Source organism: Microbacterium sp. PRF11, assembly GCF_031844085.1.
Taxonomy (GTDB): Bacteria; Actinomycetota; Actinomycetes; order Actinomycetales; family Microbacteriaceae; genus Microbacterium.
Genome location: NZ_JAUZUP010000004.1, coordinates 419,754 through 445,087, shown reverse-complemented (window position 1 = coordinate 445,087; position 25,334 = coordinate 419,754). Strand labels below are relative to the sequence as shown.

Here is a 25,334-nt window from a genome sequence, read left to right as displayed (position 1 = left end):
GGGGCCGGGCGAGATCGACCCATCGACCCCTGCGGCTCGTCAGAGCCGGAGCGCGAGAGCGTTCGCGGTCAAGCCCGCGGCGGTGCCGCACAGCAGGACGGTGTCCCCGGGCCCGATCCGGCCCTCGTCGAGACTGGTCGCCAGCATGAACGGAACCGACGAGGACACCATGTTGCCGAACTCCGCGACGCGGTCGACGTACGCATTCTTGGGGATGCCGATCCGACGCATCGCGATGCTGAGCGCCCTGCTCGCCTGATGTGGCACGACGAGGTCGATTTCCTCGAGACCGAGGCCGACCTGGTCGAAGAACCGGGCGAAGAAGTCAGGCAGCACAGCCAACATGCCCAGCAGTGCGCGCCGCCCGTCCATGGCGAAGACGTAATCAGCAGGGTTGCCGTCGGCGTATGACTGGGCCGGGTGCAGCGAGAGCCCGCCACGGAGCTCGGTATCGTGCGCGTGCTCAGGCCACGTCTGCTGCAGGCTGCCGAGGACTCCGGGCGCGGCGACGTGGCTCACTTCGACGGCTTCCCGCGTCAGTACGACCGCGGCGGCGGCGTCCGAGAAGAGTTCGAAGCTCTCGCGTTGGCCGGCGTCGAGGAAGCGGGTCCCGACGTCGCCGGAGACGATGAGCACCCGGTCGTGGTCGCCGGCGGCGAGGTACCGGGACGCGATATCCACTGCCGTGATGAAGCTCGTGCAGGTCGAGTTGACGTCGAAGGCGGCGGCGCCGGCGTGCGGGGCGACGCGCTCCATGACGAGAGCCGCCGTGCAGGGGATCGGCTGCACGCCTGCCGCGCAGGCCGCGATGACGCAGTCGATGTCGTCGGCATCGAGCTCGGCTCGCCGGAGGGCCTCCTCGGCGGCCGCGGCGAGCATGTCGAGCTGCGACATGCCGTCGGGAATGCGGAAGCGCGTCTGCTCTCCGAACGTGACCACCCGATCCGGAAGGTACGTTCCCCATCCCGCCAGCCGGCACGGCCGGAGCTGACTCTTCTGGCCGTTGGATCGATGCGGCAGCATCTCCGTCCTCCTCGTGGTCATAGCAGGTTCTGCCCGGTCGGATGGCGGTCATGGCTGAAAAGCAGTCGTAGCCCGTGCTGCTCCGCGGCCAGGAGCATCTGCGCCGTCTCGCGCTGCCGGGTCATGTCGTGACTGACGAGTCGCGGCAGGGGGCGGATGCGCCGCTCCGCACCGAGCAGGTCGCGCCCCCAGGCGGCGTCTCCGGCGAGCAGCACCTCGTTCTCGATGAGGGCGCCGAGATGACCTCGGGTGTGACCCGGTAGATCGACGAGGAGATAGGACCCGTCACCGAAGAGGTCCGCGGTGCGGAGTCCGTGCGGACCGGACGAGAACGCGGGCGAGGGCAGCACCGTCGCCTCGCGGAACCATGGCGGCAGCAGTTCGCGCAGCAGCCCGTCGCGCAGTCGCGGTCGCTCGAGGGTGCGGCGCGCCCCGTCGCTGAGGACGAAGGCGGCGTTCGGGAAGAACCGGACGCCGCCGATATGGTCCGGGTGCAGGTGAGAGAGGACGACGTGCGTGATCGTGGCGGGGTCGAGCTGTTCGGCGATCGTGTCACCCGCTCCCACGCGAGGCGGAAGCGCCCTCCGGTACACCCATCCGCCGAGTCCGGCGCGCCACGGTTCGGGCGCGTAGCCGGTGTCGAAGAGCACCCGTCGCGTACCGGAGCGGTACAGGAACGCTCCGGCCGGGAAGACTCGACGCTCCCGAAGGGCACCGCGCAGCAACCGGCCCATGTCGTGTGAGGTCTCGCCGCAGGCGAAGTAGCGGAGCTCAGACACGGGCGTAACCTGCCAGGCTCTCGTCGAGCGAGACCTCGGGCCGGTAGCCGAGCAGATCGCGTGCACGTGAGATGTCGAGGGTCTGCGAATGGGCGATCGTCGTGACGGTGTACCGCGTGACGGGCGGCTCGGGATGTCCGGGGAGTATCCCGCACACGGCCTCGAGGAGCGCCGCGGCCCCGTAAGCGATTGCTGTCGGTACCCGCCGGTACCGCGGTTCGAGCCCCAGCCCCTCGAGCAACTGCTCGAGCACGGCCCGGAACGGACGGGGATCCCCGTTCGTGATGTTGAACGCCTGGCCGTGCACGTCGGGCGCCTCGGCCGCGAGCCGCACCGCCAGGGCGACGTTCTCGACCGCGGTGAGATCGACGAGTCCTCGTCCGCCGCGCATCAGGGGGATGCCGAACCGCTCGCGAACACGCAGGATCCTAGGGACGAGGCTGGGGTCGCCGCGACCGATGATCCCCCTGGGGCGCAGGATGACGATTTCCGGCCGTGCATCCTCGGCGGAGGCGTCCTGCAGCAGGGCCTCGGCCTCCAGCTTCGAGCGGATGTAGCCGTTCATCGGATGCCGCGGATCGACGTCGTGCTCCCGGATGCCGACCCGGTCACGAGGGGCGGCATAGATCCCCGGGGAGGAGATGTGCACGAGTCGGCGCGATCCGGCGCGGCGGGCGAACTCCAGCACCCGCTCGGTACCGGTCACGTTGGCGTGCTCGAACTCGGCCCAGCGTCCCCACGGCGAGGACAGCGCCGCACAGTGCACGACCACGTCCACCGGGCGGCCGACGTCCGCCCGCGCGAGGTCGTCGAGGTCGCCGATGAGCGTCTCCCCCGCGGGCAGAGCGGTGGCGTTCCGACCAGAGGCGATCACGTCGTAGCCGTGGGCGCGCAAATCGCGCACGACGTACCCGCCGAGGAAGCCGCTCGCGCCGGTGACCAGCGCCGTCTGTCCACGGGGCGCGACGCCAGGCGTGCCGCCCTTCGTCTCTCCTGCCCCCATCCGCCCGATTCTAGGGCCGTGGACCCGTATGCTTCGGGACATGCGGATCGCCCTGGTGACCGACTACTACCTGCCCACGCTCGGTGGCGTGCAGACCGCGGTCAAGTCGCTCCGGGAAGTGCTCACCCGAGCTGGTCTCGAAGTGACGGTGTTCTGTCCGCTGGCTCAGCCGAGCGAGGACCCGTCGATCGTCGCCCTGCCCATCTCCCGCGCGTTCCGGCCCGACGGCTACCCGTTCACCTGGCCACCGCGTGTTGCAGCGGCGCTGCTGCGGCGGGAGCTGGCGGAGCGGCGCATCGACGTGGTGCACACGCATTCGGAGATGTTCGCCGCCCTTGCGGGAGTGCGCGCGGCTCATGATCTGGGGTTGCCGGTCGTTCACACCATGCACGGCCGCGTCGATGTGTACACGGCGAGTGTCCTCCCCCTCCCTCGGGTCACCGTTCCCCTCCTGGCTGCCCTGCACTCCCGCCAGATCAGTCATCGCGGCTTGCGGGTGCGCGCCGACTCCCCCTACACCGCCACCCCGGCGGCGAGGAGCATGTGGCGGCTCATGCTCGCTCAGTCGCGCGCGAGCGACCACGTGATCGTCCCGTCGACGCATTTCGCCCGCAAGCTCACCCAGCAGGGGGTCGAGGCGCCCGTCTCGGTCGTACCGAACGGGCTCGAGCAGAGTGTGCTCGACCGCATCGGCGCGCCCGTCGAGCGACGACTCGCCCCCGGGAGCACCCTCCGTCTGCTGTGGGTCGGGCGATTGTCGCCGGAGAAACGTCCCGCCGTGATCGCCGACGCAGCGCGCTCCTTCGCACGCGATGTCTCGGTGGACGTCTACGGCGACGGCCTCTCGCGACGCTCGATCGAGCGAATGGGCGCCCCACTGGTCCTGCACGGGTCGGTGTCTCAGCACGAGGTGCTCGATGCCATGAGGGCGAGCCACGTGCTGGTGTCGACCTCGTACGACTTCGACAACCAGCCGATGGTGATGCTCGAAGCAGCGGCATCCGGTCTTCCCGTGCTGTTCTGCGATCCGGATCTCCGCGAGGTCCTACCGCCAGGCGGTGGCTTCCTCGCCGACACACCGGATGCCGAGGGGATCACCGCCCTCGTGGCGGGACTCCAGCGAGACCCCCGAGCCATCGCCACCGCCAGCGCGGCCATGATCCGCGGGCGCGCTCAGGTCGAGCAGCGGGCCGACCCGGTGATCGCGGTCTACGAATCGGCGATGAGCGCCGCCAGGTCGGCACGGTAGGCGGTCGTCGTAGGGCGGGTGGGACTTGAACCCACGATCGTCGGGTTATGAGCCCGCTGCCTTGACCAGCTTGGCCACCGCCCCCAGCGATGACGAGCCTACCGGCATCCGGTTATCCACATGTCGCGCGCCTCGCTCTGCGGCACCGGGAGGGGTTTCGTTATGGTGTTGGCAAGCTGACACGAGCGGGGGCCCCGTGGCGGGAAGAACGCACATCATCATCGATACCGATGTCCTGGCGGACCAAGCGTCCAGACTGGGCCGCGCGAGTGATGCCCTGGATGCCGCGGCGTCCGCCGCCGGAGCACAGCTGCCGGGCGCAGCGTTCGGCGTTCTCGCGTCGGGAATCGTGGTCGGGGCTGCGAACGGTCTCGCGAGCACGACCGCACAGCTTCTGTCGAGCGCACAGGAGCTCATCGCGACGATGCAGAAGGGCGTCCAAGTCGCACGCGACTCGTTCGATGACGTCGAAGAGCAGGCGATCGCCGCGATGCAGGAGTTCGAGTCGTGAGCGGTGCAGCCGCCGTCGCCGCGCAGTTGCGCAGCGAGTCGTGGGCCGCGGGTGCGTCGCGCTCGTCAGGTGGCGGGTGCGACGGAATCCCCGGGTTCGCGGGGTGGCTGATCACGTACGTGCAGCCGCTGCCGCAGTGGATGGATGAGCTGCAGGGAGATCCGGGCGCCATCGCCCTGCGGTCGTCCGAGTGGCGCGCGGTCGAGTCGTCGGTGACCGAAGTCACATTCGATCTCGCATCCGCCGCGCGGGCTCTCCACGACCTCGACGGTCGGACGGTTCGGGCCCTGCGCCAGCGGTACGAAGACGTCTCCCGGGTCCTGACGGATGTGCAGGACTGGGCGGGAGCTGCGTCATCCGCCTTGGCCCTCGCATCGACGCTCGTGACCGCCTGCCGCGACGCGATCTGCGGCTTGCTCAACGCCCTCGTGCGCCTGTCCGACTCGTTGACGAGCTTCACTCTGAACCCCTTCGACAAGCTCGACGCCATCCGCGAGTTCGCAGATGCGGCGTGGGATGTCGTCGTGTTGGCACGGGATCTGATCGAGCAGTTGCTCCTCGCGCTGGGGCAGCTCGGGCGCCTGCTCGAGGAGCTTGCGCCGATCGTCGAGCGCGGTATGGCCGTTGTGCAGGATCTGCTCGGACGGATGCTTCCGGGGATCTCCATGGCGATCGGCGGACCTCTCAGTTACCTGCTCGCCACGGGGTTGGGCGACATGCTCCGTTCCGACCCGCAGGTGCGTGAGCTGTATCCGGAGGACGCCGCGGACAGTCAGTCCTACACCGATCTGATGAATCGCAGTGAGATAACCTCGCCAGCTGATCTCCTCGAGAACAACGAGTTGATCGACGGCCTGGGCAAGGATCGCCAAACGGCGATCAGCGTGACGACAGTTCGCCGTCCTGACGGGTCGACTTATGCCCTCGTCAATCTGCCCTCCACGCAGGACTGGGGCATCCTGAAGGGACTCATGGGAGGCGAATGGGCCGACACGTTCCGCGATGCCGGACCGATGAATGACCTCGACAGCAATATCGCCCTCATGACCATGGACAATCCTGTGCTGCGCACGCAGTACGAGCGCGCTGTGATGCAGGCGATGCAGGACGCCGGCGTGCCGCCCGGGTCCGACGTGGTCTGGTCGGGCTTCAGCCAGGGTGGGATCATGGCAGGCAACCTCGCCGCGGATGACTCGGTGCCGTACAACACGATCGGGGTGATCACCAACGGCTCTCCGATCGATGGGTTCGACATTCCCGATGACATCCCGGTCATGCAGGTGGAGCACGTCTCGGACCCGGTGGCGAAGCTCGATCTACAGACGCCGCTGAACCACCACCCACAGGTGGTCAACGGGCCGGCGGGACCAGCGGTCGCCCTGACGCCTCGTCTCCCTGCCAACGTGGACTGGGTCGCTCTGGATGATCCCGGCGGGTCGATGAGTCCGGGTCAAACGCATAACGCACGCAACTACACCGACGATCTTCGGAGCTACATCGATGACGGAGGGGCTTTCAGAAACGACTGGAGTTTCCTCAATGGCGCGGTCGATGAGGTCTATGTGGCGCGGACAGGAGAACAATCATGATCGATGACATCGACACACGCGTCGAGGCGGTGCTCGCTCGGCTCGACGCCCAAGTGGCTGCCGCACGGGACGCTCGTGTCGGCCTCGATGACGGACTCCGCGAACTAAGGACCATATCGGTGACATCGCGGAGCCCCCGTAACGAGTGCGAGGTCACCGCCACGGCGGAGGGTGCGATCACTCGTGTTCGAATCGCTCCCGGCGCTGACCTCGGACCCGGTCTCGACACCGTCCTCACCCGGACCATCGCGACCGCGCAAGCGGCTGCGCGCGAGGCCGCTGCGGATCGCGCTGCCGTCCTCCTCGGGGAGACTGCACCTCTGGTCTCCGAACTGCGCACCTCCCGCGCCACGGAACGGTGATGATGATGGTCCATCGTCTCGACATCCGGCTGGGTCCTCTGCTGGACCAGGCCTCGCGCTTCGAAGCGCAGGCGGCGGAGCTCGCCGAGACGTCGGCAGATCTGAGGAGATCGATCGAGTCTCTTCGTGCGTCGACGAGCGGCGAGGCCTCGGAGGCTGCGATCGTCTCCAGTGAGCGGGCCCTGTCCGAAGTGGATACTCGGAGGGAACGGTTGATGAGAAACGCCGGTGTGGTCCGAAAGTTGGCCGACGTCTATGACACCTGTGATCTCGCGGGTGCGCGGGCCCTGGGGGCATGATGCGGCGTCCGCTGGCGCGCACGACCATCGCGCTCGCCGTCGGGGCGGTCGTCCTCACCCTGGCCGGCTGCTTCTCGGCGGGCGGGCCCACCCAGGATGAGCGAGCTGCCCAGCTGGCTGCGCAGTTGAAGGGTGGGGATCTCGGCGTCACAGCAGCAGAGGTGTCGTACCAGGACTCCTTCTCCGGTGACCTGACCGTCACCGTGACGCTCGACGACAGTGTCATCGAGCCCGGTCTGACCGTGTCTGCGCAGACACTGGGACCGATTCTCGGAGTGATGGCTCGAGGCGCGGAAACCATGCGTGTCGGGGCCGCCGGCTTCTACGCCCAGGATGCGCAGGGCATCGACGTGTCGATGGCGACGGCCGCCGAGGAGCTGGGGATCGGCGACGCGGTGCGCGGACGTTCCCTGTCCCTCTCGGGGACGAAGCTCGAGCAGCTGGCGAAGCAGTGAGCAGGACGCCCGGCCCACGAATCCCTGACAATCGAGGTCACCGCGTGTCGACGCCCACCTCTCTCCCGCAGCCGCCGTTGACGCCCGCGCCTCTGCGGCCCTCCAACGGCACCGCCGTGGCTGCCGTGATCGTCGGCCCCGTCGCCCTGGTCAACGCGCTGCTCGTGCCCCTGCCATTCATCGGCATCCTCGCGTTCTTCGTCGCTTTCCCGTTCGTGGTCGGCGCTCTGGTACTGGGTCACCTCGGGCTCGTCTCAGCCAAGGGGTCGGGGGTCGGGCAAGCCCCCGCGATGATGGGGCTCATCACGGGATACGTGGCGGCCGCGATCATCGTGGTGACCATCGGCCGTTTCGCCTTCAGCTTCATCCCGTTCCCCCTCTTGGGCGTCTTCTGATTCCGCATGCGCCACGGTTCGGCATCCGGGAATCGTCGAAGACGCGGTGCGCCGAACCGGCCGCTCAGCGCGGCGCGCGGAGGCGGGGCAGCCAGCAGCGCACCCGGCGGGCGTAGGCGCGGTAGTCGTCGCCGAAGGCGGAGGCGAGGTCGGCTTCCTCGTGCGGGCGGATGGCGTAGTTCCAGATCAGCGAACCGATGAGGGCGTAGGCCACGACCATCCACGACGACAGCAGCATCCCGACCCCCACGCCCTGCGCGATCCCGGCCACGGCCATGGGATTGCGCACGAGCCGGTAGGGGCCGGCGACCACCAGACGGTTGGGCATCGCCGAGGGCAGCGGAGTGCCGTCGCCCTCCACCGTGAGCGCCGCCGCCGACCACACCCCGAGGGCGCTGGCGGCCACCACGAGCGCGGCGCCCGCGACGACGATCCCAGCGGGGAGGTCGAGCGCCACCCGCCACCGCAGCTCCAGCGTGCGGATGACGGCCGGCAGCACGACGAGGAACAGGCCCCAGAACACCACGATCTGCCCGGCCGTCGCCACGATGTGCGCCGTCGGGGTGCGGCGCCGACGTGCGCGGCGGAAGGCGAAAGGCCCCACGAGGAGCCACGCGGTCGGTACGCGCCCCCACGTCAGGAAGCACCACGCGCCGATCGATCCTCCGCTCGCGGCGATCATGATGATCACGCCCGCCCCGGCCTGCGTCGACAGGGTGGCGTAGAGCCCGAGCAGCACCGTGACGATCAGCGTCCACACCGTGGCCACCGTCGCGGAGCCTCTCGCAATGCGGAGCGGGAGCGCTGCGGCGAGAGCGGAGGCGGCGACGAACAGCGGGACGTCGAGTGCGGCCACCAGGGCCGGGTCGAGCCCACCCAGCGTCGCCTCGCGGATCGGCGTCGTGGCGAAGACGAGGATCCACCATACGACGCTTCCCGCGGCCTGCAGCGCGAAGTATGCGCGTGCGAGGCGTTCAGCGCCGGGTGCGGCCATCGGCCGGCCGATCAGTGGACCCGCGGCTGCTTGGGTTTGCCGTCCGCGGTGATCTGCGGGTGGTGTCGGGTCAGCTGGATGACGCCCCACGTGGCGATGGCCCCGGCGATGACGAATCCGATGAGCGCCCATGCGGGTGCGGTAGAGGCCTCCCCCAGCACGAGCAGGCCGATGAGGACGGCGACGATCGGGTCGATGACGGTGAGTCCGGCGATCACGAGGTCCGGCGGGCCCACCGAATAGGCCGTCTGCACGAAGTACGCGCCGACGGCCACCGCCGCCAGCAGGGCGACCAGGCAGAGCAGCGTGAGCCACTCGAAGTTCCCCGCCTGCGCCCGGCTGATGACGACCTTCGCCAGGGTCGCGACGAAGCCGTAGATGACGCCGGCGGCCATGATGTAGAACAGTGCCTGCGCGCGGCGACGCACGAGCACCCACAGCGCGCCGAACACGAGGACCACCACGGCGAGGATGCCGAGGATGATGAGCAGCTCGCGCTCGGTGATGACGTGCTCGGTGGCGAAGAACGCCGCGATCGTGACGAAGATGAAGATGCCGCCCACGCACGCGGCGATGGCGATGAGCGACTGTCGCGTGGGCTTGTGCCGGGACACCCGTGCGTTGAGCACCGTCGTGATGACGAGGGCGATCGCGCCGAGCGGCTGCACGAGGATCAGCGGGGCCACCGACAGGGCGGCCAGCTGACAGACGATCGCCAGACCGAGCATCAGGGTGCCGGTCACCCACGAGGGACGGGTCAGCAGGGAGGTGAGCTGCTTGCGGGACAGGCCGCCGGTGGTCTTGCCCGACAGGCGCTCCACCTTCTGGACGCCGCGGTGCTGGTACTGCGCCCCGAACGACATGAACACCGCGCCCATAAGCGCCAAGGGGATGCCGAGGAGGATACGGGGATCGCGGAACACGCCGACGAGCTGGTCGATTCCGTCGCTGAGGGTGGCATCGAGCGGGATCACCCCTCGACGATAGCCGCCCGCCCGCTGGATAGGCTGGTGACGTGGCCGTACTCCCGATTCGCATCATGGGCGACCCCGTGCTGCACGCTCCCGCCGCCCGTGTCGACGAGATCACCGACGAGGTGCGCCAGCTCGTCGCCGACATGTTCGAGACGATGGACGCCGCACCCGGCGTCGGTCTCGCAGCGCCCCAGGTGGGGGTGGGTCTGCGCATCTTCACCTACACCTACGAAGACGACGAGGGTCAGCCGTGGCGAGGCGTGGTCATCAACCCCGAACTGTGGATCCGCCCGCTCGAGCCGGGCTACCCCGACCCCGACGAAGAGAGCGAGGGGTGCCTGTCGTTCCCGGGCGAGCGCTTCCCGCTGCGCCGCTCCGAGGCGGCGCTGCTGACGGGGACCGACCTCGACGGGGACGCGGTGCGCATCGAGGTGACGGGCTGGCGCGCCCGCATCCTGCAGCACGAGTTCGATCATCTGGACGGCATCCTCTACATCGATCGCCTCGACGACGACGACAGCCGGATCGCGGCGAAGATCGCCAAGAAGCGCAAATGGGGGAAGCCCGGTGCCTCGTGGATGCCGGGAGTCGACGACATCGACGCCTGACGGGTGCCCTCGGCGGGAACACGCAAGTTCCTCGTTGGCGCATCGACCGTGGCGGTCAGACCTCGATGACGTTCGACGCGAAGCGGCAGTAGTAGTCGGTGATCGGACCGTCCGATTCGCGGATGCCGACCCCGTACGCCTCGCCGTCGATCACCCAGGAGCCGAGAACCGGATGGTTGCTCCCATTCGCCCCCGGGAAGTCGGGCAGCTCGTGGTACTGCTGCCACACGCGCTCGCGTCCGAGACCCTCGCGGCGGTACTCGTTCCCGTTCGAGGTCACGGTCCCGTCAGCGCGATGGACGCGGATGCCGTCGCCCTCGCGGCCGAAGACCGGTTTGACGACGTAGTCGGTCATGCCGTTCGGTCCGTCGGCGTAGGCGGGCAGCAGGTTCGGGTGACCCGGGAACAGGCGCCACAGCGCCACGAGCAGGAGCTTGTTCGAGAGGAACATCTTCCACGCGGGCTCGTACCAGTGGCCGAACAGGCCGCGTCCGGCGATGAGCAGCGCCCCGAATTCCTGGTCGCCGACGACGCGGTCCTCGCCCGAGACGAGGTCCTCCCACGGGTAGAGCTTGAAGAGGTTGCGGATCACCGGGTACTGCGTGCCCGGGGTGTCGCCGGGCAGCGCCGCGATACTGCGCGCCGACCCCCACGGCTCGGGGACGCCCACGAACTGCCGCGCGCCGTGATGCCAGCCGATGTCTTTCATCTCGATGCCCGTGTGCTCCCAGCCCGCCTCGCCGGCGAGGTCGCGCATGTAGGCCACCGTGTCCCAGTCCTCGCCGTGGATGTCGGCATCCGAATGGGCGACGAAGAGGCGCCCGCCCTCCCCCTCGGAGAGCGAGCGGTGCAGGAGGACGCGCCAGCGCTCCACCAGTGCCTCGTGCAGGCCGTTCCACTGGTCGGTGCCGGCGGGGAGCGTTCCGCTCGCGATGCGGTCCTGCAACCAGAACCACTGCGTGACCGAGGCCTCGATGAGGCCGGTCGGGGTGTCGCCGTTGTACTCCAGCATCTTCGCGGGAGTACCGTCGCCGGCGTAGGCGAGGTCGAATCGTGCGTAGACGTCGGGTTCGTTCTTCTCCAACGACCATCGGGCGAGGTCGAAGGCTTTCGGGGTGAGGCCCAGGTGGCCGAGTTCGCCGGATGCCAGATACTTCGCCGCCTCGAGGCTCATGCGGTGCAGTTCTTCGGTCTGCCTCTCGAGCTCCTCGACCTCGGGGAGGGTGAAGACGTATGCGGCGCCGTCGTTCCAGTAGTCGACCGCGGTGCCGTCGTCGCGCACGGAGCGCGAGTAGATCAGGCCGGACTGCTTGATGGTGCGCTCCCAGTCCGGACGCGGAGCGAGCTCGACACGACGCATCAGCTGCCGTGGCTCCCGTCGGACCCGGAACCGCCGAAGCCACCGCGCGAGACGCTCGCGCCGTCGGCGGAGATGCCCTTGGCGGCCGTCTTACCCGAGGGGAGGGTGTCGACGCCGCCGCTGGTCGGCTGTCCGACGGCCGGGACCGTGCGTCCTCCCGTACCGATCGGCAGGAAGTACCAGTGCGCTCCCCCGCCGTGGTTGTTGCAATCGTCGTCCGGCAGGCGTTTCTCGGTCGCGTTGTCACGGCAGATCTGCGCGTAGTCCTCCGACACGTTCGTGCCCTGCCCGCAGCCGGTCAGGGTCGCGGCGAGGGCGGCGACCACGCCGACGGTCACGGAACGCGAGGCGCGGCGGCGCACGACGGGCTGCATGGGGAACTCCTGACGGGATACGGCTCGGGGGGTCCTCGCCGATGCTCTCATATGCCGGGGATCGGAGAATGCGACCGAGCCGGTCCCGCGCGGAAGGTCGACCCGTGGACGGAGCAGCGAGAGCGCTGCCGTGCGGGAGGGCGACCATTATGCGCGTCCGCGAGAGGCACCGCCACCCCCGGCCGTGTCGGAATCGCCGGGCTTAGTGTCCGTCACGACGGATGCGTCCCGGCATCCTCTCCCTCGCCGACAGGCGGTCCTGCCCGAAGGAACCGATGAGTCACTCGCCCGACCTCTCGATGCCCCATGCGGGCGACATCCTCGGCGGACGCTACGTCCTCCGGGAGAGGATCGGCGCCGGCGGGATGGGGCGGGTGTTCCGTGCGCGCGACGAGGTTCTCGCGCGCGACGTCGCCATCAAGATCTTCTTCGCCGACGCCAGCGACGAACCGGAGCCCCTCCGTCGCGCCTCGGAGGCGCAGGCCCTCGCAGCCCTCGACCACCCCTCTCTGGTCACCCTGTACGACGCGCGCCTCACGGGGGCGGACCACGTCTACCTCGTCATGGAACTCATCGACGGGCCTTCGCTCCAGCGCCGGATCGAGAGCGGCCCTCTGACGTCGTCCGAGGTGGCGGGCATCGTCTCCGACCTCGCGAGTGCCCTCTCCGTCGTCCACGACGCGGGAATCGTCCACCGCGACGTCAAGCCGTCCAACGTGCTGCTGCGGCCGGTGCGAGGCGGCGGCCGTGACGTGGAGGCGGTGCTTGCCGACTTCGGGGTCGCACGGCTGATCGGCGCGACGCGCCTGACCACCCCCGGCACGATCATCGGAACGGCTGCGTACCTCGCGCCGGAGCAGGTTCGCGGTGAGGTTCCGCAGGCGGCATCCGACGTCTATGCGCTCGGCCTCCTCGCCATCGAGGCGCTGACGCGTCTGCACCCGTTCGGCGGCGGCACCCTGCAGGAGACGCTCCTCGCGCGGCTCGCTCGCCATCCCGACATCCCTCGAGCCCTCAGCCCGAAGTGGCGCACGTTGCTGACCTCGATGACCGCCTTCGACCCGGCGGAGCGACCCAGCGCCGCCAGCGTCGTCGAACGGGCGGAGGTCTTGGCGCAGGATTCCGACGCGGACGTCGCCGCAGTGCCTTCGGCTGCTCCCTCGTGGGCGATGCCCACGGCCCTGCTGACCGCCCCCGTCGCCGCGTCCGCAGCTCCGGGTTTTCCCGCTTCCGGCTCGACGCGAGTACCCGGCGAGCTGGACGGCGACCGCTCCGTCACGGCTCCTCCCGTCTCCGCCGCCGTCGGCACCGCCGAGACGATGGTCCCGACCTCGCGTCCGCGGCGCGCGCGGCGGCGGGCGCTGCTGTGGGCGGGAGCCGCGGCCAGCGCCGCCCTCATCGTGGGGGGCCACCTGATGGCCTTCTCGCTCGGCGACCCGTCCGGGACCACCACCGATCGCGTCGCGACGCCCGCGCCGACCGCGACGCCGCTGCCGTCGTCGACCCCCGGGTCCGTGGTGGCCGAGGACCGATCCGTCGCGGTCGCTCCCGTCGTGAAGACGGATGCCGGCTCCCCGCCGCGCTCGTCCGCCCCGAGTTCTCCCTCTCCCACGCAGCCCGCTCCGGTCCAGCCGGTGGTGGATGCACCGGGAGGAACCGGGTCGGGGGCGACCGACTCCGGCGCCCCGAGCGTCGATGTGCCCGCGCCACAGACCACGGCACCCGCGGGCTCCCCCGCCCCCACTGCGGACCCCACGCCCACCCCGCAGGGGACTGTGACCGCCGGCCCTCCTGGCCCAGGCTCTCCAGGACCGGGCAACAGCGGCACGAAAGGACCGGGCAACGGCAAAGGCAACGGTCGTCTCGTCGATGCCCCTGCGGGCTGAGATGCGCTGTCAACGGGCGTGACGTCGGAACCCGGCAGTGATCGACTCGAGCGCATAAGCGATCCCGACCGACTCCCCGTGCCCGACCCCGCCGCCCAGAAGACCGACCGCGACGATACGTCGATCGTTCCTGACATGGAGCACAACCCCGCGGAGCAGGAGGAGCACCGCACCGAGGGGCTCGACGATCCCGCGTGATCGACGCGCCGGACGCGCACCTATGACACGACGAAGGCCCGACGCGATGCGTCGGGCCTTCTGTGGCTCCCCGGCTTGGACTCGAACCAAGAACCTATCGGTTAACAGCCGATTGCTCTGCCAATTGAGCTACCGAGGATCATGCTCACCTTGCGGCGGGCAACCCCACGATACTAACAGCACGCGAGCCCGCCGGAAAAATCAGCCCGCCGAAAGACGTCGCTCGGGCGTGCCGTCCGGGGTCCACTGCACCGCTTGATCGCCGTGCCCGAGCCCCACGGCGTGGCCGGCGTGCAGCACCAGCACATCGGCATCCAGGTCCCGCGGCGCATCGGCGTCGTTCGTCACGATGAGCGAGGCCATCGCGCGATCGTCGCGGCGACGGGTGATCGCCGCCCGAGCGGCCGCGCGCACCTCGACGTCGAGGTTGGCGTAGAGGTCGTCGGCGACGAAGAGCCGCGGCTCGAGCACCAGCGCGCGCGCGAGCGCCACGCGCTGGCGCATGCCGGCGCTGAGCTCGTACGGGTACTTCGGTGCGGTGCCCAGCGGCAGCTCCATCTCGTCGAGGAGCGTCGCCACCCGCACGGCGAGGGCGCGCGTGTTGACCTTGCGGTCGCGACTCGTGATCGGTTCCGCGATGACGTCCTGCACGGTGAAGCGCGACGGCAGGGACGCGCCCGCCCCCTGCGGCAGGTACCCGGTGTGGAACACCCACTCGCGCCGCGCTCGACCCGGCCGGCGCGCGGAGATGCCGTGGATGCGCGCCTCTCCCCCGACGACCGTCAGGCCGTCGTCGGGGTGCCCCGCCAGCAGGGAGGCCAGGGACGTCTTCCCCGCCCCCGTCGCGCCGCGGACGACGAGCGTGCGGGCGGCGTCGAGGGTGAAGGTGATGCCGTCGATGACGCGCACCCCGTGGCGGGCCAGGGACAGATCGTCCGCGCGGATGGCGACGTCGGTGTCGGAGGGCATTCCCTCATCCTCCCCCAACCAAGGGCCGCGATGCCAGCACGGCGCCCGCAACGTCCCGTGGAAGAACCGGTCGGCATCCACTTCGCGCAGGCGCGATGGTTCGTCAGGACGCGATCAGGCGCTGGCGGTCGGCATCGAGTTCGCGAAGGCGCAGGCGGAGGCGCCGCCCCTCCTCGGAATCGGCGGGGACGCGCTGGATGCCGCGCAGCAGCTCGCTCTTCTCTCGCTCGAGCTCGCGCACGAGCAGTCCTCGCGCGAGGTCGTTCGCCGACGCGACGGCCCCCTCCTCGGTGCGGGCGGGGAACTCGGCCGTCAACAGTTCGGCGGCGAGCGAGCGGAACGGCTCGCGCACGGACTCCACCGCGGTCACGGCCCAGCCCGCCTGGGACAGGTCGGTGGATGCCAGCGCCGACCGCACGGCCTCGAGAGCCGGGTGGCCGAACGGCGTCTGCAGTGCGCGAAGGAACAGATCGGGCTCGATGCGGTGGCCGTACTGCAGGAAGGCCATCATCGCCCCCCGCTCCAACGCCACGTCGCGCGTGTTCGGCAGGGAGGACAGCGTGACCGACACCGCGACGGGCGCCGCGTCGGGCTGGCGCTCCGCTTCGCGCTTGTCGGCTCGATCGGCCCCGCGCGCGGCCCGCTCCACGGCGGACTGCACCTCGGGGATGTCGAGACCGAGTCGGCGGGCGAGCACGCGTACGTATCCGGGACGGAGGGCGGGGTCACGGATGTCGGCGACGATCGGTGCCGCCGCGCGAAGGGCACCGGCGCGGCCCTCGACGGTGGCGAGGTCGAAGTCCGTCAGCCGCTGATCGATGACGAACTCGAACATGGGCGCTTTGGAATCCATGAGCGCCCGCACCGCGCCGTCGCCGCGTTGCAGGCGGAGGTCGCAGGGGTCGAGCCCCTCGGGCGCGACGGCGACGTAGGTCTGCGCCGCGAAGCGCTTCTCGTCGGCGAAGGCGCGCAGCGCCGCCTTCTGTCCCGCGGCGTCGGGGTCGAAGGTGAACACGACCTCGCCCGAGGCGCTGTCATCGCCCATGACCCGCCGCAGAACGGTGATGTGCTCGCTGCCGAAGGCGGTGCCGCATGAGGCGATGGCGGTGGTCACCCCGGCGAGGTGGCACGCCATCACATCGGTGTATCCCTCGACCACGACCACGCGATGGGACCGCGAGATGTCACGCTTGGCGAGATCGAGTCCGTAGAGCACCTGCGTCTTCTTGTACAGCGGCGTCTCGGGGGTGTTCAAGTACTTGGGGCCCTGGTCGTCGTCGAAGAGCTTGCGCGCGCCGAAGCCGATCACCTGGCCGGTGACGTCGCGGATGGGCCACACGAGCCGGCCCCGGAAGCGGTCGTACACACCCCGCTGTCCCTGCGACACCAGCCCGGCCTGCACGAGCTCGTCGCGCGAGAACTTCTGCGCCTGCAGATGGTCGAGCAGGTTCGACCACCCCTTCGGGGCGTACCCGACGCCGAAGTGCGCCGCCGCCCCCGCGTCGAAGCCGCGGTCGCCGAGGAAGCGGCGACCGGTCTCGGCCTCGGGGGTCATCAGCTGTGCGCGGAAGAACTCGGCGGCCGCGGCGTTGGCGGCGTACAGGCGCGAGCGGCCCGTCGTCTCGGGGGCGGCGCCGCCGTCTTCGTAGTGCAGCGTGTAGCCGACGCGCGCTGCCATGCGTTCGACAGCTTCGGTGAACGACACGTGGTCCATCGCCCGCAGGAACGAATAGACGTCGCCCGACTCGCCGCAGCCGAAGCAGTGGTAGTAGCCCACCTGCGGGCGCACGTTGAAGCTCGGGCTGCGCTCATCGTGGAACGGGCACAGCCCCTTCATCGAACCGACGCCGGCGGGCTTGAGGGCGACGCGTTCGCCGATTATGTCGGCGATGTTGACGCGGGCTTTCACCTCGTCGACGTCGGCCTGACGGATGCGTCCCGCCATCAGGCATCCGCTCCGCGGGCCGCACGGGCCCCAGGAGCCCAGACGCCGAGCTCGGCGGCATCCACCTCTCCGACCAATCTGCCGTGCCAGGCGATCGCGAGCTGATCGGTCAGGCTCGCGACCTGGTCGACCACGACCCGACGACGCGCGGTGTCGTCGACGGCGTCGGCGAAGTCGGGGGCGTGCAGCGCGTCGAGCGCGCCGGGGTTCTCCCACAGGGCGGATGCCAGGCGCTTGAGCACGTGGCGCTGCTCGCGGTAGAGCACCTTCCGCCCGTCGATCGAGACCACGGTCGCGCCGATGATGCCCTTGAGCACCGCCATCTCGACCTCGACCTCGGCGGGGACCACGACGTGCGCGCGGTAGCGGGTGAGCTCGTCGGCGGGATACGCCTCGCGGGTGGCGGAGGTGGCGGCGCGGGCGAAGCGTCCGATCAGGTCGGACGTGAGGTTCTTCAGCCGGGCGAGAGCGGGACGGGTGCCGTCGAAGGAGGGGATCCACTCGGGCATGGCCATGAGCCGCTCGAGTCCGGCGTCGAGGTCGTCGCGGACGAAGTCGTAGCCGACCCACCGTTGGATCGCGTCGAGCAGTCCTTCGCGACCGACCCGCAACGCGAGGCGCGCCGGGTCGACGTAGCGGTTGACCACCGCGTCCTCGAAGTCGTGCACCGAGTAGGCGATGTCGTCGGAGAGGTCCATGACCTCGGCCTCGATGCAGCGCTGCCGGGCGGGGGCACCCCCGCGCATCCAGTGGAACACCGGCTCGTCGTCGGGGTAGACGCCGAATTTGAGCCGGCCGCCCGGATCGGGAACGGGCTCATCGACGGTCCACGGGTATTTGCACGTGGCGTCGAGGCTCGCCCGGGTGAGGTTCAGGCCGTAGGGCTCACCGTCGGCCCCGAACACCTTCGGCTCCAGGCGGGTGAGGATGCGCAGCGTCTGCGCGTTGCCTTCGAACCCCCCGATGTCTTCCGCCCACTCGTTGAGCGCCCGCTCGCCGTTGTGCCCGAACGGCGGGTGACCGAGGTCGTGGCTGAGGCAGGCGGTGTCGACGACGTCGGGCGAGAGCTGAAGGGCGGTGGCGAGCTCGCGACCCACCTGCGCGACCTCGAGCGAGTGCGTGAGGCGATTGCGTGCGAAGTCCGCGGGGCTGGCGGGGCTCAGCACCTGGGTCTTGGCGGCGAGGCGACGCAGGGCCGCGGAGTGCAGGACCCGTGCGCGATCGCGCGCGAAGTCGTCGCGCTGCGACCGGTGCTTCTCGACGTGGAACCGGGCGGCGTCGTCATCGGCATAGCCGAGCGGACGGGCGGCGGTGACCGCCACCTCAGCCGCCACTGTGGTGCAGCTCCGCGTCGGCGAGTGCGCGACCGGCGTCGACGCCGATCTCGCGCGAGGTCAGCCACCCGTCGGGGAGGGCGGGGCGCTTCGGGGTCCCCGCTCGCCCGCGCTGTCCTTCGGCAGCGGCGCCAGGGTAGGGCGCGTCGAGCTCCATCGTGGCCAGCAGTTCGTCGATCTCGTCGAGCGTCGAGGCGGTCGCCAGGCTCGCCCGGAGCTCGCCGCCGACGGGGTAGCCCTTGAAGTACCAGGCGACGTGCTTGCGGATGTCGCGGCAGCCGCGTCCTTCGTCTTCGAAGAACTCGACGAGCAGCTCGGCGTGACGTCGGAAGGCTTTCGCGACGAAGCCGAGGGTGGCGTCGACCGGCTCGCCGTGAGCGGCGCCGGGACCGCCGAGGGCGCGCGCGAGATCGCCGAACAGCCAGGGACGGCCGAGGCACCCTCGTCCTACCACCACTCCGTCGCAGCCGGTCTCGTCCATCATGCGCACCGCGTCGTCGGCGGACCAGATGTCACCGTTGCCGAGCACGGGGACGCCCGTGACGGTCTCTTTCAGTTTCGTGATCGCGGCCCAGTCGGCGTGGCCGGAGTAGAACTCGGACGCCGTCCGGGCGTGCAGGGCGATGGATGCCACTCCGGCGCCCTCCGCGATACGACCGGCCTCGAGGTAGGTGAGGTGATCGGCGTCGATGCCCTTGCGCATCTTGACCGTCAGCGGCTTGTCGCCGGCCGCGACGACGGCGCGTTCGACGATCTCGCGGAACAGCGACGTCTTCCACGGCAGTGCTGCTCCCCCGCCCCGTCGCGTGACCTTGGGTACGGGGCAACCGAAGTTGAGGTCGATGTGGTCGGCGTGGTCTTCGTCGACGATGATGCGCACGGCTGCTTCGACCGTCGCCGGGTCGACGCCGTAGAGCTGGATCGAGCGCGGCGTCTCGGACTCGTGATGGCGGATGAGGCGCATCGTGGTGTCGTTGCGCTCCACCAGGGCGCGGGTCGTGATCATCTCGCTCACGTAGAGACCGGCACCGTATTCGCGACACAGACGCCGGAACGCCGTGTTCGTGATGCCGGCCATGGGAGCGAGCACGACGGGGGCGTCGAGTTCGATGTTGCCGATGCGGAGCGTCCGCGTCGGAGCCGTTGCCGTATTCACTGTCTCATTCTCCCAGACGGTTCACGACAGCGGTGCCCGCCCCGGACGAGACCGGGAACGGGCACCGCTGTGGAGGAGGGTCAGGCGTCGGCGGTCGCGGATGCCTCGCGACGCTCGCCCCAGACCTGGCGGGCGATCTGCGAGAACGCCTCGACGGGCTGTGCTCCGCTCACGCCGTACTTGCCGTCGATGACGAAGAAGGGCACACCCTGGATGCCGTACTCCTGCGCCTGTGCCTGGTCGGCACGCACGGCGGGCCGGTATCGCTGCGAGGCGAGCGCCTCGCGCGCGGCATCCCCGTCGAGACCGGCCTCGATCGCGAGCTGCACCAGGTCGTCGTCGCGTCCGACATGCCGCCCCTCGAGGAAGTACGCGGACATGAGCAACTCGGCCAGCTCCAGCTGCCGGCCGTTCTCCTTGGCGAAGTGCAGCAGCTCGTGCGCCTTGACGGTGTTGGTGTGCTTGAGGATGTCGAAGCGGTAGGCCAAACCGGCCTCCGCGGCGACGCCCGTGACCCGGTCGAGCATCTCTCGCGCCGACTCGGGCGAGATGCCCTTGTGCTGCGAGAGGTAGTCGACCTCTCCCCCGTCGAAATCCTCGGGGGTGTCGGGCGAGAGCTCGAACGAGTGGTACTCGATCTCGACGACCGGGGCGTCGTCGTCGTCAGCCGTCGCGGCCAGGCCGTTCTCGAGGTTCCGCTTGCCGATGTAGCACCAGGGGCAGGCGATGTCGCTCCACACGTCGATCTTGATGGCATCCGTCATGTCGCCTGAAACCCTTCGTGGCGCGGATCTATTCCCCGAGCGGCATCCGTCACGCCGTCGGTGCGTCCACGGCTCCGCCGAACCGTCGATCGCGGGACAGGTAGAGGCCGATGGCGTCCCACAGGTGCGTCCGGCGGAAGTCCGGCCACAGCGTGTCGAGGAACACCATCTCGGCGTAGGCGGACTCCCACAGGAGGAAGTTCGAGGTGCGCTGCTCGCCGCTCGAGCGCACGAACAGGTCGACGTCGGGCATATCGGGCTGGTACAGGTTCTTCCGGATGAGCTTCTCGGTGACCGCCGACGGCTTGAGTCTCCCGGCGGCGATATCGTCGCCGATGCGGCGCATGGCATCCACGATCTCGACGCGACCGCCGTAATTCACGCACATGGTGAGGGTCAGGGTCGAATTTCCCTCGGTCAGCCGCTCGGCGTGCTGGAGCTCCTTGATGACCGAGCCCCAGAGGCGCGGCTTGCGTCCCGACCAGCGGATGCGCACGCCCCACTCGTTCAGCTGGTCGCGGCGGCGGTGCAGCACCTCGCGGTTGAAGCCCATGAGGAAGCGCACCTCGTCGGGCGAGCGCGACCAGTTCTCGGTCGAGAAGGCGTACACCGACAGGTGCTTCACCCCGGCCTGGATGGCCCCCGCGACCACGTCCAGCAGCGCGGCCTCGCCCGCCCGGTGCCCCTCGACGCGAGTGAGGCCCTGGCGGTTCGCCCAGCGGCCGTTGCCGTCCATCACGATCGCGACGTGCTCGGGGACCGCACCTCTCGGGTAGGCCGGGGGGTACTCCCCGGTCCAGTCGAGCGGACGGTACGGCACCGCATCGCGGTGGGTGAACGGCTTCGGTGTCATCGACGCGACTCCAGGTGCGAGAGAGAACGGATGCCGCGCTCCAGATGGAACTGCGCGTAGGTGGCGACCAGTCCCGACGCGGCGGCGGTGGTGCGCTCGGGGGCGGCATCCACGACCTCCCACTCTCCGGCGATCAGCGCCCGGAGCAGGTCGACGGTGTCGCGCGCGACGCGCGGCGAACCGGCCGGCGCGCACGCGGAGCACACCACGCCGCCGAGTTGCGCGAGGAAGTAGTCGTGATCGCCGACGGTGCCGCACCGGGCGCACTCCCCCAGGCCCGGCGCCCAGCCCGACAGCGCCATCGCGCGCAGCAGATACGAGTCGAGCACGCTCCGCGCGGCGTGGTCGCCGCGCGCGAGCGAGCGCAGGCCGCCGACCAGCAAGAGGTACTGCTGCGGCGTCGCCTCGGCCTCGTTCAGCCGATCGGCCGTCTCGACCATCGCGCTGGCGGTGGTGTAGCGGTCGTAGTGCACGGCGATGTCGGCGCCGTAGGACCCGAGCGACTCGGCCTGCTGAACGATGTCGAGGTTACGGCCTTTGTACAGCTGCACGTCAGCCACCATGAACGGCTCGAGCCGAGACCCGAAGCGCGAGGAGGTGCGGCGCACGCCCTTCGCCACCGCGCGGATCTTCCCGTTGCGGCGGCTGAGGAGGGTGACGATGCGGTCCGCCTCCCCGAGCTTGTGGGTACGCAGGACCACGACTTCGTCGCGGTAGGTGGGCACAGTCCATTATCGGGCCGGGATCCCGGGAGGAGCCTGCGCGGCGCGCCTGGCCCGGGCCCCGCGTCGCGGGAGAATGGATGCCGTGAACGCGCCGGTCTTCGTCATCCCGCTGTGGGCGGATCTCACCGCCGTCGCCCTCGGCGGCGTGCAGGGAGCTCTGTTCGCCTCCGGCTTCCAGGGGCAGCGGCGGCTCGACCTGCTCGGCGTGGCGATCATCGGCATCCTGCTCGGCATGGGCGGCGGTCTCATCCGCGATCTGTTGCTGGGGCTCACCCCCGCGACGCTGCAGAGCAACTGGTACCTGATCACCGCGACGCTCGCCTCGATCGTCGGCATGCTGCTGTCGGGGATCTTCCAGCGCCTGAACCGCGCGATCGTCATGCTCGACGCGGTGGTCATCGGCATGTTCGGCGCCTTCGGCACGTCGAAGGCGCTCGCGCTCGGCATGCCGGCGGTGCCGGCGGTCTTCGTTGGGGTGCTCGCGGCGGCGGGTGGCAGCGTGCTGCGCGACGTGCTCATGGGTCTGCCCGTCGCCATCATGCACGTCGGCTCGCTCTACGCCGTCGCTGCGGGCGGTGGCTGCGTCGTGCTCGCGACGACCGCCGCCTTTGGCGTCCCGCTGCCCATCGCGGCCGTCATCGGCATCGTCGTGACGACGATCATCCGGGTGCTGGCGGTCGTCTTCGACCTCTCGCTCCCCGAGCAGCGCAAGCTCTACCGCCGCAAGGTCGCGGTCGAGACCACCGGCATCCCGATCATCCGCACCGACGCGCCCGAGTGACCTGGCGTCCCCCCGCGTGAGTCGCCAGGTTTTGTCGCTTCCTGCGCGCCCGAAGCGACAAAATGTGGCGACTCACGCGGGGAGAACGACCTCGTCGCCGATGCGGATCGTGCCGCCGCCGGCGACGGGGAGCAACAGGATGCCGAGGGTCGGTTCGTCCTGACCGAACTCCGTCGTGAGCGCGCGGAGCAGGCGCGCGTCGCGGACACCCGTGTCGGGGTTCGCGGTGATCGCGGCGCACCGCTCGATCGGCTTCTGCACCTCGAACACAACCTCGCCGATGCGAACGCGATCGCGCCAGTCGAGCTCGGCCCAGGGCGCCGCGCCGTCGACGACGATGTTCGAGCGGAAGCGCCGATCGTCCACGGGCGCGGGGACCGTGGCATCCAGGGCCCCGACCGAGGCGGCACCGTGCAGAGAGACGAAACCGCGGGGGCGGTCCTGGAAGCGCGCCGTGCGGCCATCTCCGAGAAGGCCGAGGGGCAGGATGCCGTCGGCCTCGAGCAGCTTCGCATCGCTCGTCGTACGCAGGTATGCGGTGACCGCCTCGGACAGCCGGGCGCGACCGCTCTCGCTGAGATCGGCCTCGATGTCGATGTCGTCGACTCGCAGTCGGAGGGTCTGCGCCTCATCGTCGAAGGTCAGGACGACCCGCGCGAGCGACGGGAACGTCATCAGCGCCAGTCCGCGGCTCTTCGGGTAGGTGGCGTCCTCGGGCTCGAGCGCGTCGGCGAAGCGGAACACGAGCGAGCGGTCGCCCTGCACCCGGCCGTCGGCCTGGATGACGAGGCTGTCGCGTTTCTCGGGCGTGAAGCCCTTGACGGGGTAGCGGTAGAGGGCGTCGACGCGGATCACGGTCTCATCCTGGCATCCGCCCGATGGAACGCCGAAGCGCCGTCGATGCGGAGTCGACGGCGCTTCGGGCGGAATCAGACGCCGGCGAGCTCGCCGCTGGTCTGGCGGGTGCGGATCGCGCGGTTCACGCCCGAGACGATCGCCTTGAGCGACGCCGTCGAGATGTCGCCGTCGATGCCGACGCCCCATAGCCGCTGGTCGTCGACCTGCAGCTCGACGTAAGCCGCGGCCTGCGCGTCGCCGCCCGAGCTGAGGGCGTGCTCGACGTAGTCGTACAGCGTGACCTCGAAGCCCTGCGAACGCACGATCTCGAGGAACGCCGCCACCGGGCCGTTGCCGACAGCCGACGCCGGGTGCGTCTGCTCACCGTCGCGCAACGACACGTCGAGGTGCACGTCGCCCGACATGTCGCTCGACGAGCGGGTCGACAGCAGCTCGAACCGTCCCCAGCGCTGGTCGTCGTCCTTCGACGGCAGGTACTCGTCGGTGAAGATGTCCCAGATCTGGGCGCTCGAGACCTCTCCGCCCTCGGCGTCGGTGCGGGCCTGCACGACACCCGAGAACTCGATCTGGAGCTTGCGCGGCAGGTCGATCGCGTGGTCCGCCTTCAACAGGTAGGCGACCCCGCCCTTGCCCGACTGCGAGTTGACGCGGATGACGGCCTCGTACGAGCGGCCCAGGTCCTTCGGGTCGATGGGCAGGTACGGGACCGCCCACTCGATATCGTCGACGCTCTTGCCCTCGGCCTGAGCGCGGGCCTCCATCGCCTCGAAGCCCTTCTTGATGGCATCCTGGTGCGATCCGCTGAAGGCGGTGAAGACCAGGTCGCCGGCCCAGGGACTGCGCTCGGGGACGGGCAGCTGATTGCAGTACTCGACCGTGCGCTTGACCTGGTCGATGTCGCTGAAGTCGATTTGCGGGTCGATGCCCTGCGTCAGCAGGTTGATGCCCAGGGCGACGAGGTCGACGTTGCCGGTGCGCTCGCCGTTACCGAACAGGCAGCCCTCGATGCGATCGGCTCCGGCCATGTAGCCCAGCTCCGCGGCGGCGACGGCCGTGCCGCGGTCGTTGTGCGGGTGCAGCGACAGGATGACGTTCTCGCGGTGGTTGAGGTGACGCGACATCCACTCGATCGAGTCGGCGTAGACGTTCGGCGTCGCCATCTCGACGGTCGCGGGGAGGTTCAGGATGACCTTGCGCTCGGGCGTCGGCTGGAAGACCTCCAGCACCTCGTTGCAGATGCGCAGGGCGAACTCGAGCTCGGTGCCGGTGTAGCTCTCGGGCGAGTACTCGTAGTAGACCTCGGTCTGCGGAATGGTCGCCTCGTACTTCTTGCACAGGCGGGCGCCCTCGAGGGCGATGTCGACGATGCCCTGCTCGTCGGTCCGGAACACGACCTCGCGCTGCAGCACGCTCGTCGAGTTGTACAGGTGCACGATCGCCTGCTTCGCTCCGGCGATGGCCTCGTACGTGCGGGCGATCAGGTGCTCTCGCGCCTGGGTCAGCACCTGGATCGTGACGTCGTCGGGGATGAGGTTCTCGTCGATCAGCTGACGGACGAAGTCGAAGTCGGTCTGGCTGGCGCTGGGGAAGCCGACCTCGATCTCCTTGTAACCCATCTTCACGAGCAGGTCGAACATGACGCGCTTGCGCTCGGGGCTCATCGGGTCGATGAGGGCCTGGTTGCCGTCGCGCAGGTCGACGGCGCACCAGCGCGGCGCGACCTCGATGCGCTTCGACGGCCACGTGCGATCGGGCAGGTCGACCCGGATCTGTTCGTGGAAGGGACGGTACTTGTGCACCGGAGCGGAGGTGGGCTTCTGGGTGTTCTTCATGATGTGTCGCTTCTTTAGATTCGTTCGGTGGGGCCGACGACGATCTCCGCGACGAGGA

At 69.7% G+C, this 25,334-nt stretch carries 26 protein-coding genes and 2 tRNA genes; 10 read left to right on the top strand and 18 right to left on the bottom strand.

Annotation, left to right across the window (positions count from 1 at the left end):
- Positions 1-39: 39 nt before the first annotated feature.
- Genes Q9R20_RS13625 through Q9R20_RS13615 form a run of 3 tightly spaced genes read right to left on the bottom strand, consistent with a single transcriptional unit; the run spans position 40 to position 2,805 of the window.
- Positions 40-1,023, bottom strand: coding sequence for a 3-oxoacyl-[acyl-carrier-protein] synthase III C-terminal domain-containing protein (locus Q9R20_RS13625; protein ID WP_311249831.1), 984 nt, complete (start codon positions 1,021-1,023; stop codon positions 40-42).
- A 17-nt stretch (positions 1,024-1,040) separates the two neighbouring features.
- A complete protein-coding gene (locus Q9R20_RS13620; protein WP_311249830.1) occupies positions 1,041-1,802 on the bottom strand; it encodes an MBL fold metallo-hydrolase in 762 nt (253 codons plus the stop codon).
- Entirely contained in the window at positions 1,795-2,805 is a 1,011-nt protein-coding gene (locus Q9R20_RS13615) for an NAD(P)-dependent oxidoreductase (protein WP_311249829.1), read from the bottom strand. Before Q9R20_RS13615 ends, Q9R20_RS13620 begins: the two co-directional genes overlap by 8 nt.
- Positions 2,806-2,845: 40 nt before the next feature.
- Here Q9R20_RS13615 and Q9R20_RS13610 point away from each other — a divergent pair, with 40 nt between their 5' ends.
- Positions 2,846-4,054 (top strand): glycosyltransferase, encoded by a 1,209-nt coding sequence (locus tag Q9R20_RS13610; protein ID WP_311249828.1) that lies wholly within the window; start codon positions 2,846-2,848, stop codon positions 4,052-4,054.
- Positions 4,055-4,064: 10 nt separating this feature from the next.
- On the opposite strand, the gene Q9R20_RS13605 is transcribed toward Q9R20_RS13610, so the two are convergent.
- A tRNA-Ile gene (locus Q9R20_RS13605) sits at positions 4,065-4,138 on the bottom strand.
- Between the two features lie 112 nt (positions 4,139-4,250).
- Between Q9R20_RS13605 and Q9R20_RS13600 the strand changes: the two genes are divergently transcribed.
- The 6 genes from Q9R20_RS13600 to Q9R20_RS13580 are packed head-to-tail and all read left to right on the top strand — an operon-like array spanning position 4,251 to position 7,665.
- On the top strand, positions 4,251-4,565 hold the full coding sequence (locus Q9R20_RS13600) for a hypothetical protein (protein WP_311249827.1): 315 nt from the start codon (positions 4,251-4,253) through the stop codon (positions 4,563-4,565).
- Positions 4,562-6,154 (top strand): hypothetical protein, encoded by a 1,593-nt coding sequence (locus tag Q9R20_RS13595; protein WP_311249826.1) that lies wholly within the window; start codon positions 4,562-4,564, stop codon positions 6,152-6,154. The genes Q9R20_RS13600 and Q9R20_RS13595 overlap by 4 nt, the downstream gene beginning before the upstream one ends.
- A complete protein-coding gene (locus Q9R20_RS15990) occupies positions 6,151-6,516 on the top strand; it encodes a YbaB/EbfC family nucleoid-associated protein (protein ID WP_396653693.1) in 366 nt (121 codons plus the stop codon). Before Q9R20_RS13595 ends, Q9R20_RS15990 begins: the two co-directional genes overlap by 4 nt.
- Positions 6,516-6,815, top strand: coding sequence for a hypothetical protein (locus Q9R20_RS13590; RefSeq protein WP_311249825.1), 300 nt, complete (start codon positions 6,516-6,518; stop codon positions 6,813-6,815). Before Q9R20_RS15990 ends, Q9R20_RS13590 begins: the two co-directional genes overlap by 1 nt.
- A complete protein-coding gene (locus Q9R20_RS13585) occupies positions 6,812-7,270 on the top strand; it encodes a hypothetical protein (protein ID WP_311249824.1) in 459 nt (152 codons plus the stop codon). Before Q9R20_RS13590 ends, Q9R20_RS13585 begins: the two co-directional genes overlap by 4 nt.
- 44 nt (positions 7,271-7,314) lie before the next feature.
- A complete protein-coding gene (locus Q9R20_RS13580; protein WP_311249823.1) occupies positions 7,315-7,665 on the top strand; it encodes a hypothetical protein in 351 nt (116 codons plus the stop codon).
- 64 nt (positions 7,666-7,729) lie between these two features.
- Here Q9R20_RS13580 and Q9R20_RS13575 read toward each other — a convergent pair whose 3' ends face one another.
- Positions 7,730-8,659 carry an isoprenylcysteine carboxylmethyltransferase family protein gene (locus Q9R20_RS13575; protein WP_311249822.1) on the bottom strand — a complete coding sequence of 310 codons (930 nt, stop codon included), beginning with the start codon at positions 8,657-8,659 and terminating at the stop codon, positions 7,730-7,732.
- An 11-nt stretch (positions 8,660-8,670) separates the two neighbouring features.
- On the bottom strand, positions 8,671-9,633 hold the full coding sequence (locus Q9R20_RS13570) for a DMT family transporter (RefSeq protein WP_311249821.1): 963 nt from the start codon (positions 9,631-9,633) through the stop codon (positions 8,671-8,673).
- Positions 9,634-9,674: 41 nt separating this feature from the next.
- Between Q9R20_RS13570 and def the strand changes: the two genes are divergently transcribed.
- A complete protein-coding gene (def, locus tag Q9R20_RS13565) occupies positions 9,675-10,241 on the top strand; it encodes a peptide deformylase (protein WP_311249820.1) in 567 nt (188 codons plus the stop codon).
- A 55-nt stretch (positions 10,242-10,296) separates the two neighbouring features.
- On the opposite strand, the gene Q9R20_RS13560 is transcribed toward def, so the two are convergent.
- On the bottom strand, positions 10,297-11,601 hold the full coding sequence (locus tag Q9R20_RS13560) for a glutathionylspermidine synthase family protein (RefSeq protein WP_311249818.1): 1,305 nt from the start codon (positions 11,599-11,601) through the stop codon (positions 10,297-10,299).
- Positions 11,601-11,975 (bottom strand): tRNA-dihydrouridine synthase, encoded by a 375-nt coding sequence (locus Q9R20_RS13555; RefSeq protein WP_311249817.1) that lies wholly within the window; start codon positions 11,973-11,975, stop codon positions 11,601-11,603. The genes Q9R20_RS13560 and Q9R20_RS13555 overlap by 1 nt, the downstream gene beginning before the upstream one ends.
- 275 nt (positions 11,976-12,250) lie before the next feature.
- Here Q9R20_RS13555 and Q9R20_RS13550 point away from each other — a divergent pair, with 275 nt between their 5' ends.
- A complete protein-coding gene (locus Q9R20_RS13550; RefSeq protein ID WP_311249816.1) occupies positions 12,251-13,861 on the top strand; it encodes a protein kinase domain-containing protein in 1,611 nt (536 codons plus the stop codon).
- A 261-nt stretch (positions 13,862-14,122) separates the two neighbouring features.
- On the opposite strand, the gene Q9R20_RS13545 is transcribed toward Q9R20_RS13550, so the two are convergent.
- From Q9R20_RS13545 to recO, 8 genes are all read right to left on the bottom strand, one after another.
- A tRNA-Asn gene (locus Q9R20_RS13545) sits at positions 14,123-14,198 on the bottom strand.
- Positions 14,199-14,260: 62 nt separating this feature from the next.
- Positions 14,261-15,028, bottom strand: a complete 768-nt coding sequence (locus Q9R20_RS13540; RefSeq protein ID WP_311249815.1) for an ATP-binding cassette domain-containing protein — start codon at positions 15,026-15,028, stop codon at positions 14,261-14,263.
- Between the two features lie 103 nt (positions 15,029-15,131).
- Positions 15,132-16,973 (bottom strand): DNA primase, encoded by a 1,842-nt coding sequence (gene dnaG, locus Q9R20_RS13535; RefSeq protein ID WP_311249814.1) that lies wholly within the window; start codon positions 16,971-16,973, stop codon positions 15,132-15,134.
- A complete protein-coding gene (locus Q9R20_RS13530; protein WP_311249813.1) occupies positions 16,973-18,307 on the bottom strand; it encodes a deoxyguanosinetriphosphate triphosphohydrolase in 1,335 nt (444 codons plus the stop codon). The genes dnaG and Q9R20_RS13530 overlap by 1 nt, the downstream gene beginning before the upstream one ends.
- Positions 18,297-19,463: a tRNA dihydrouridine synthase DusB gene (gene dusB, locus Q9R20_RS13525; protein WP_311249812.1), complete on the bottom strand. Its 1,167-nt coding sequence runs from the start codon at positions 19,461-19,463 to the stop codon at positions 18,297-18,299. The genes Q9R20_RS13530 and dusB overlap by 11 nt, the downstream gene beginning before the upstream one ends.
- Positions 19,464-19,543: 80 nt before the next feature.
- Positions 19,544-20,227 (bottom strand): DsbA family oxidoreductase, encoded by a 684-nt coding sequence (locus tag Q9R20_RS13520; RefSeq protein ID WP_311249811.1) that lies wholly within the window; start codon positions 20,225-20,227, stop codon positions 19,544-19,546.
- A gap of 49 nt (positions 20,228-20,276) precedes the next feature.
- Complete coding sequence (locus tag Q9R20_RS13515) at positions 20,277-21,080, bottom strand: isoprenyl transferase (protein ID WP_311249810.1); 804 nt, start codon at positions 21,078-21,080, stop codon at positions 20,277-20,279.
- A complete protein-coding gene (gene recO, locus Q9R20_RS13510; RefSeq protein WP_311249809.1) occupies positions 21,077-21,805 on the bottom strand; it encodes a DNA repair protein RecO in 729 nt (242 codons plus the stop codon). Before recO ends, Q9R20_RS13515 begins: the two co-directional genes overlap by 4 nt.
- A gap of 82 nt (positions 21,806-21,887) precedes the next feature.
- On the opposite strand from recO, the gene Q9R20_RS13505 reads away from it, so the two are divergent.
- Entirely contained in the window at positions 21,888-22,586 is a 699-nt protein-coding gene (locus Q9R20_RS13505) for a TRIC cation channel family protein (RefSeq protein ID WP_311249808.1), read from the top strand.
- Between the two features lie 72 nt (positions 22,587-22,658).
- On the opposite strand, the gene Q9R20_RS13500 is transcribed toward Q9R20_RS13505, so the two are convergent.
- Both Q9R20_RS13500 and leuA read right to left on the bottom strand, forming a co-directional pair.
- Entirely contained in the window at positions 22,659-23,441 is a 783-nt protein-coding gene (locus Q9R20_RS13500; protein ID WP_311249807.1) for an MOSC domain-containing protein, read from the bottom strand.
- Between the two features lie 74 nt (positions 23,442-23,515).
- A complete protein-coding gene (gene leuA / locus Q9R20_RS13495; RefSeq protein ID WP_311249806.1) occupies positions 23,516-25,276 on the bottom strand; it encodes a 2-isopropylmalate synthase in 1,761 nt (586 codons plus the stop codon).
- Between the last annotated feature and the right edge of the window lie 58 nt (positions 25,277-25,334).

Bases quoted from the DNA above. Each gene is read 5' to 3' on its own strand.
- Q9R20_RS15990 (WP_396653693.1), top strand. From the start codon at position 6,151: ATGATCGATGACATCGACACACGCGTCGAGGCGGTGCTCGCTCGGCTC.
- Q9R20_RS13585 (WP_311249824.1), top strand. From the start codon at position 6,812: ATGATGCGGCGTCCGCTGGCGCGCACGACCATCGCGCTCGCCGTCGGG.
- Q9R20_RS13575 (WP_311249822.1), bottom strand. From the start codon at position 8,659: ATGGCCGCACCCGGCGCTGAACGCCTCGCACGCGCATACTTCGCGCTG.
- Q9R20_RS13540 (WP_311249815.1), bottom strand. From the start codon at position 15,028: ATGCCCTCCGACACCGACGTCGCCATCCGCGCGGACGATCTGTCCCTG.
- Q9R20_RS13625 (WP_311249831.1), bottom strand. From the start codon at position 1,023: ATGCTGCCGCATCGATCCAACGGCCAGAAGAGTCAGCTCCGGCCGTGC.
- Q9R20_RS13520 (WP_311249811.1), bottom strand. From the start codon at position 20,227: ATGACGGATGCCATCAAGATCGACGTGTGGAGCGACATCGCCTGCCCC.
- dnaG (WP_311249814.1), bottom strand. From the start codon at position 16,973: ATGGCGGGACGCATCCGTCAGGCCGACGTCGACGAGGTGAAAGCCCGC.
- Q9R20_RS13515 (WP_311249810.1), bottom strand. From the start codon at position 21,080: ATGACACCGAAGCCGTTCACCCACCGCGATGCGGTGCCGTACCGTCCG.
- Q9R20_RS13610 (WP_311249828.1), top strand. From the start codon at position 2,846: ATGCGGATCGCCCTGGTGACCGACTACTACCTGCCCACGCTCGGTGGC.
- Q9R20_RS13590 (WP_311249825.1), top strand. From the start codon at position 6,516: ATGATGATGGTCCATCGTCTCGACATCCGGCTGGGTCCTCTGCTGGAC.
- Q9R20_RS13560 (WP_311249818.1), bottom strand. From the start codon at position 11,601: ATGCGTCGTGTCGAGCTCGCTCCGCGTCCGGACTGGGAGCGCACCATC.
- Q9R20_RS13555 (WP_311249817.1), bottom strand. From the start codon at position 11,975: ATGCAGCCCGTCGTGCGCCGCCGCGCCTCGCGTTCCGTGACCGTCGGC.
- Q9R20_RS13550 (WP_311249816.1), top strand. From the start codon at position 12,251: ATGAGTCACTCGCCCGACCTCTCGATGCCCCATGCGGGCGACATCCTC.
- leuA (WP_311249806.1), bottom strand. From the start codon at position 25,276: ATGAAGAACACCCAGAAGCCCACCTCCGCTCCGGTGCACAAGTACCGT.
- Q9R20_RS13615 (WP_311249829.1), bottom strand. From the start codon at position 2,805: ATGGGGGCAGGAGAGACGAAGGGCGGCACGCCTGGCGTCGCGCCCCGT.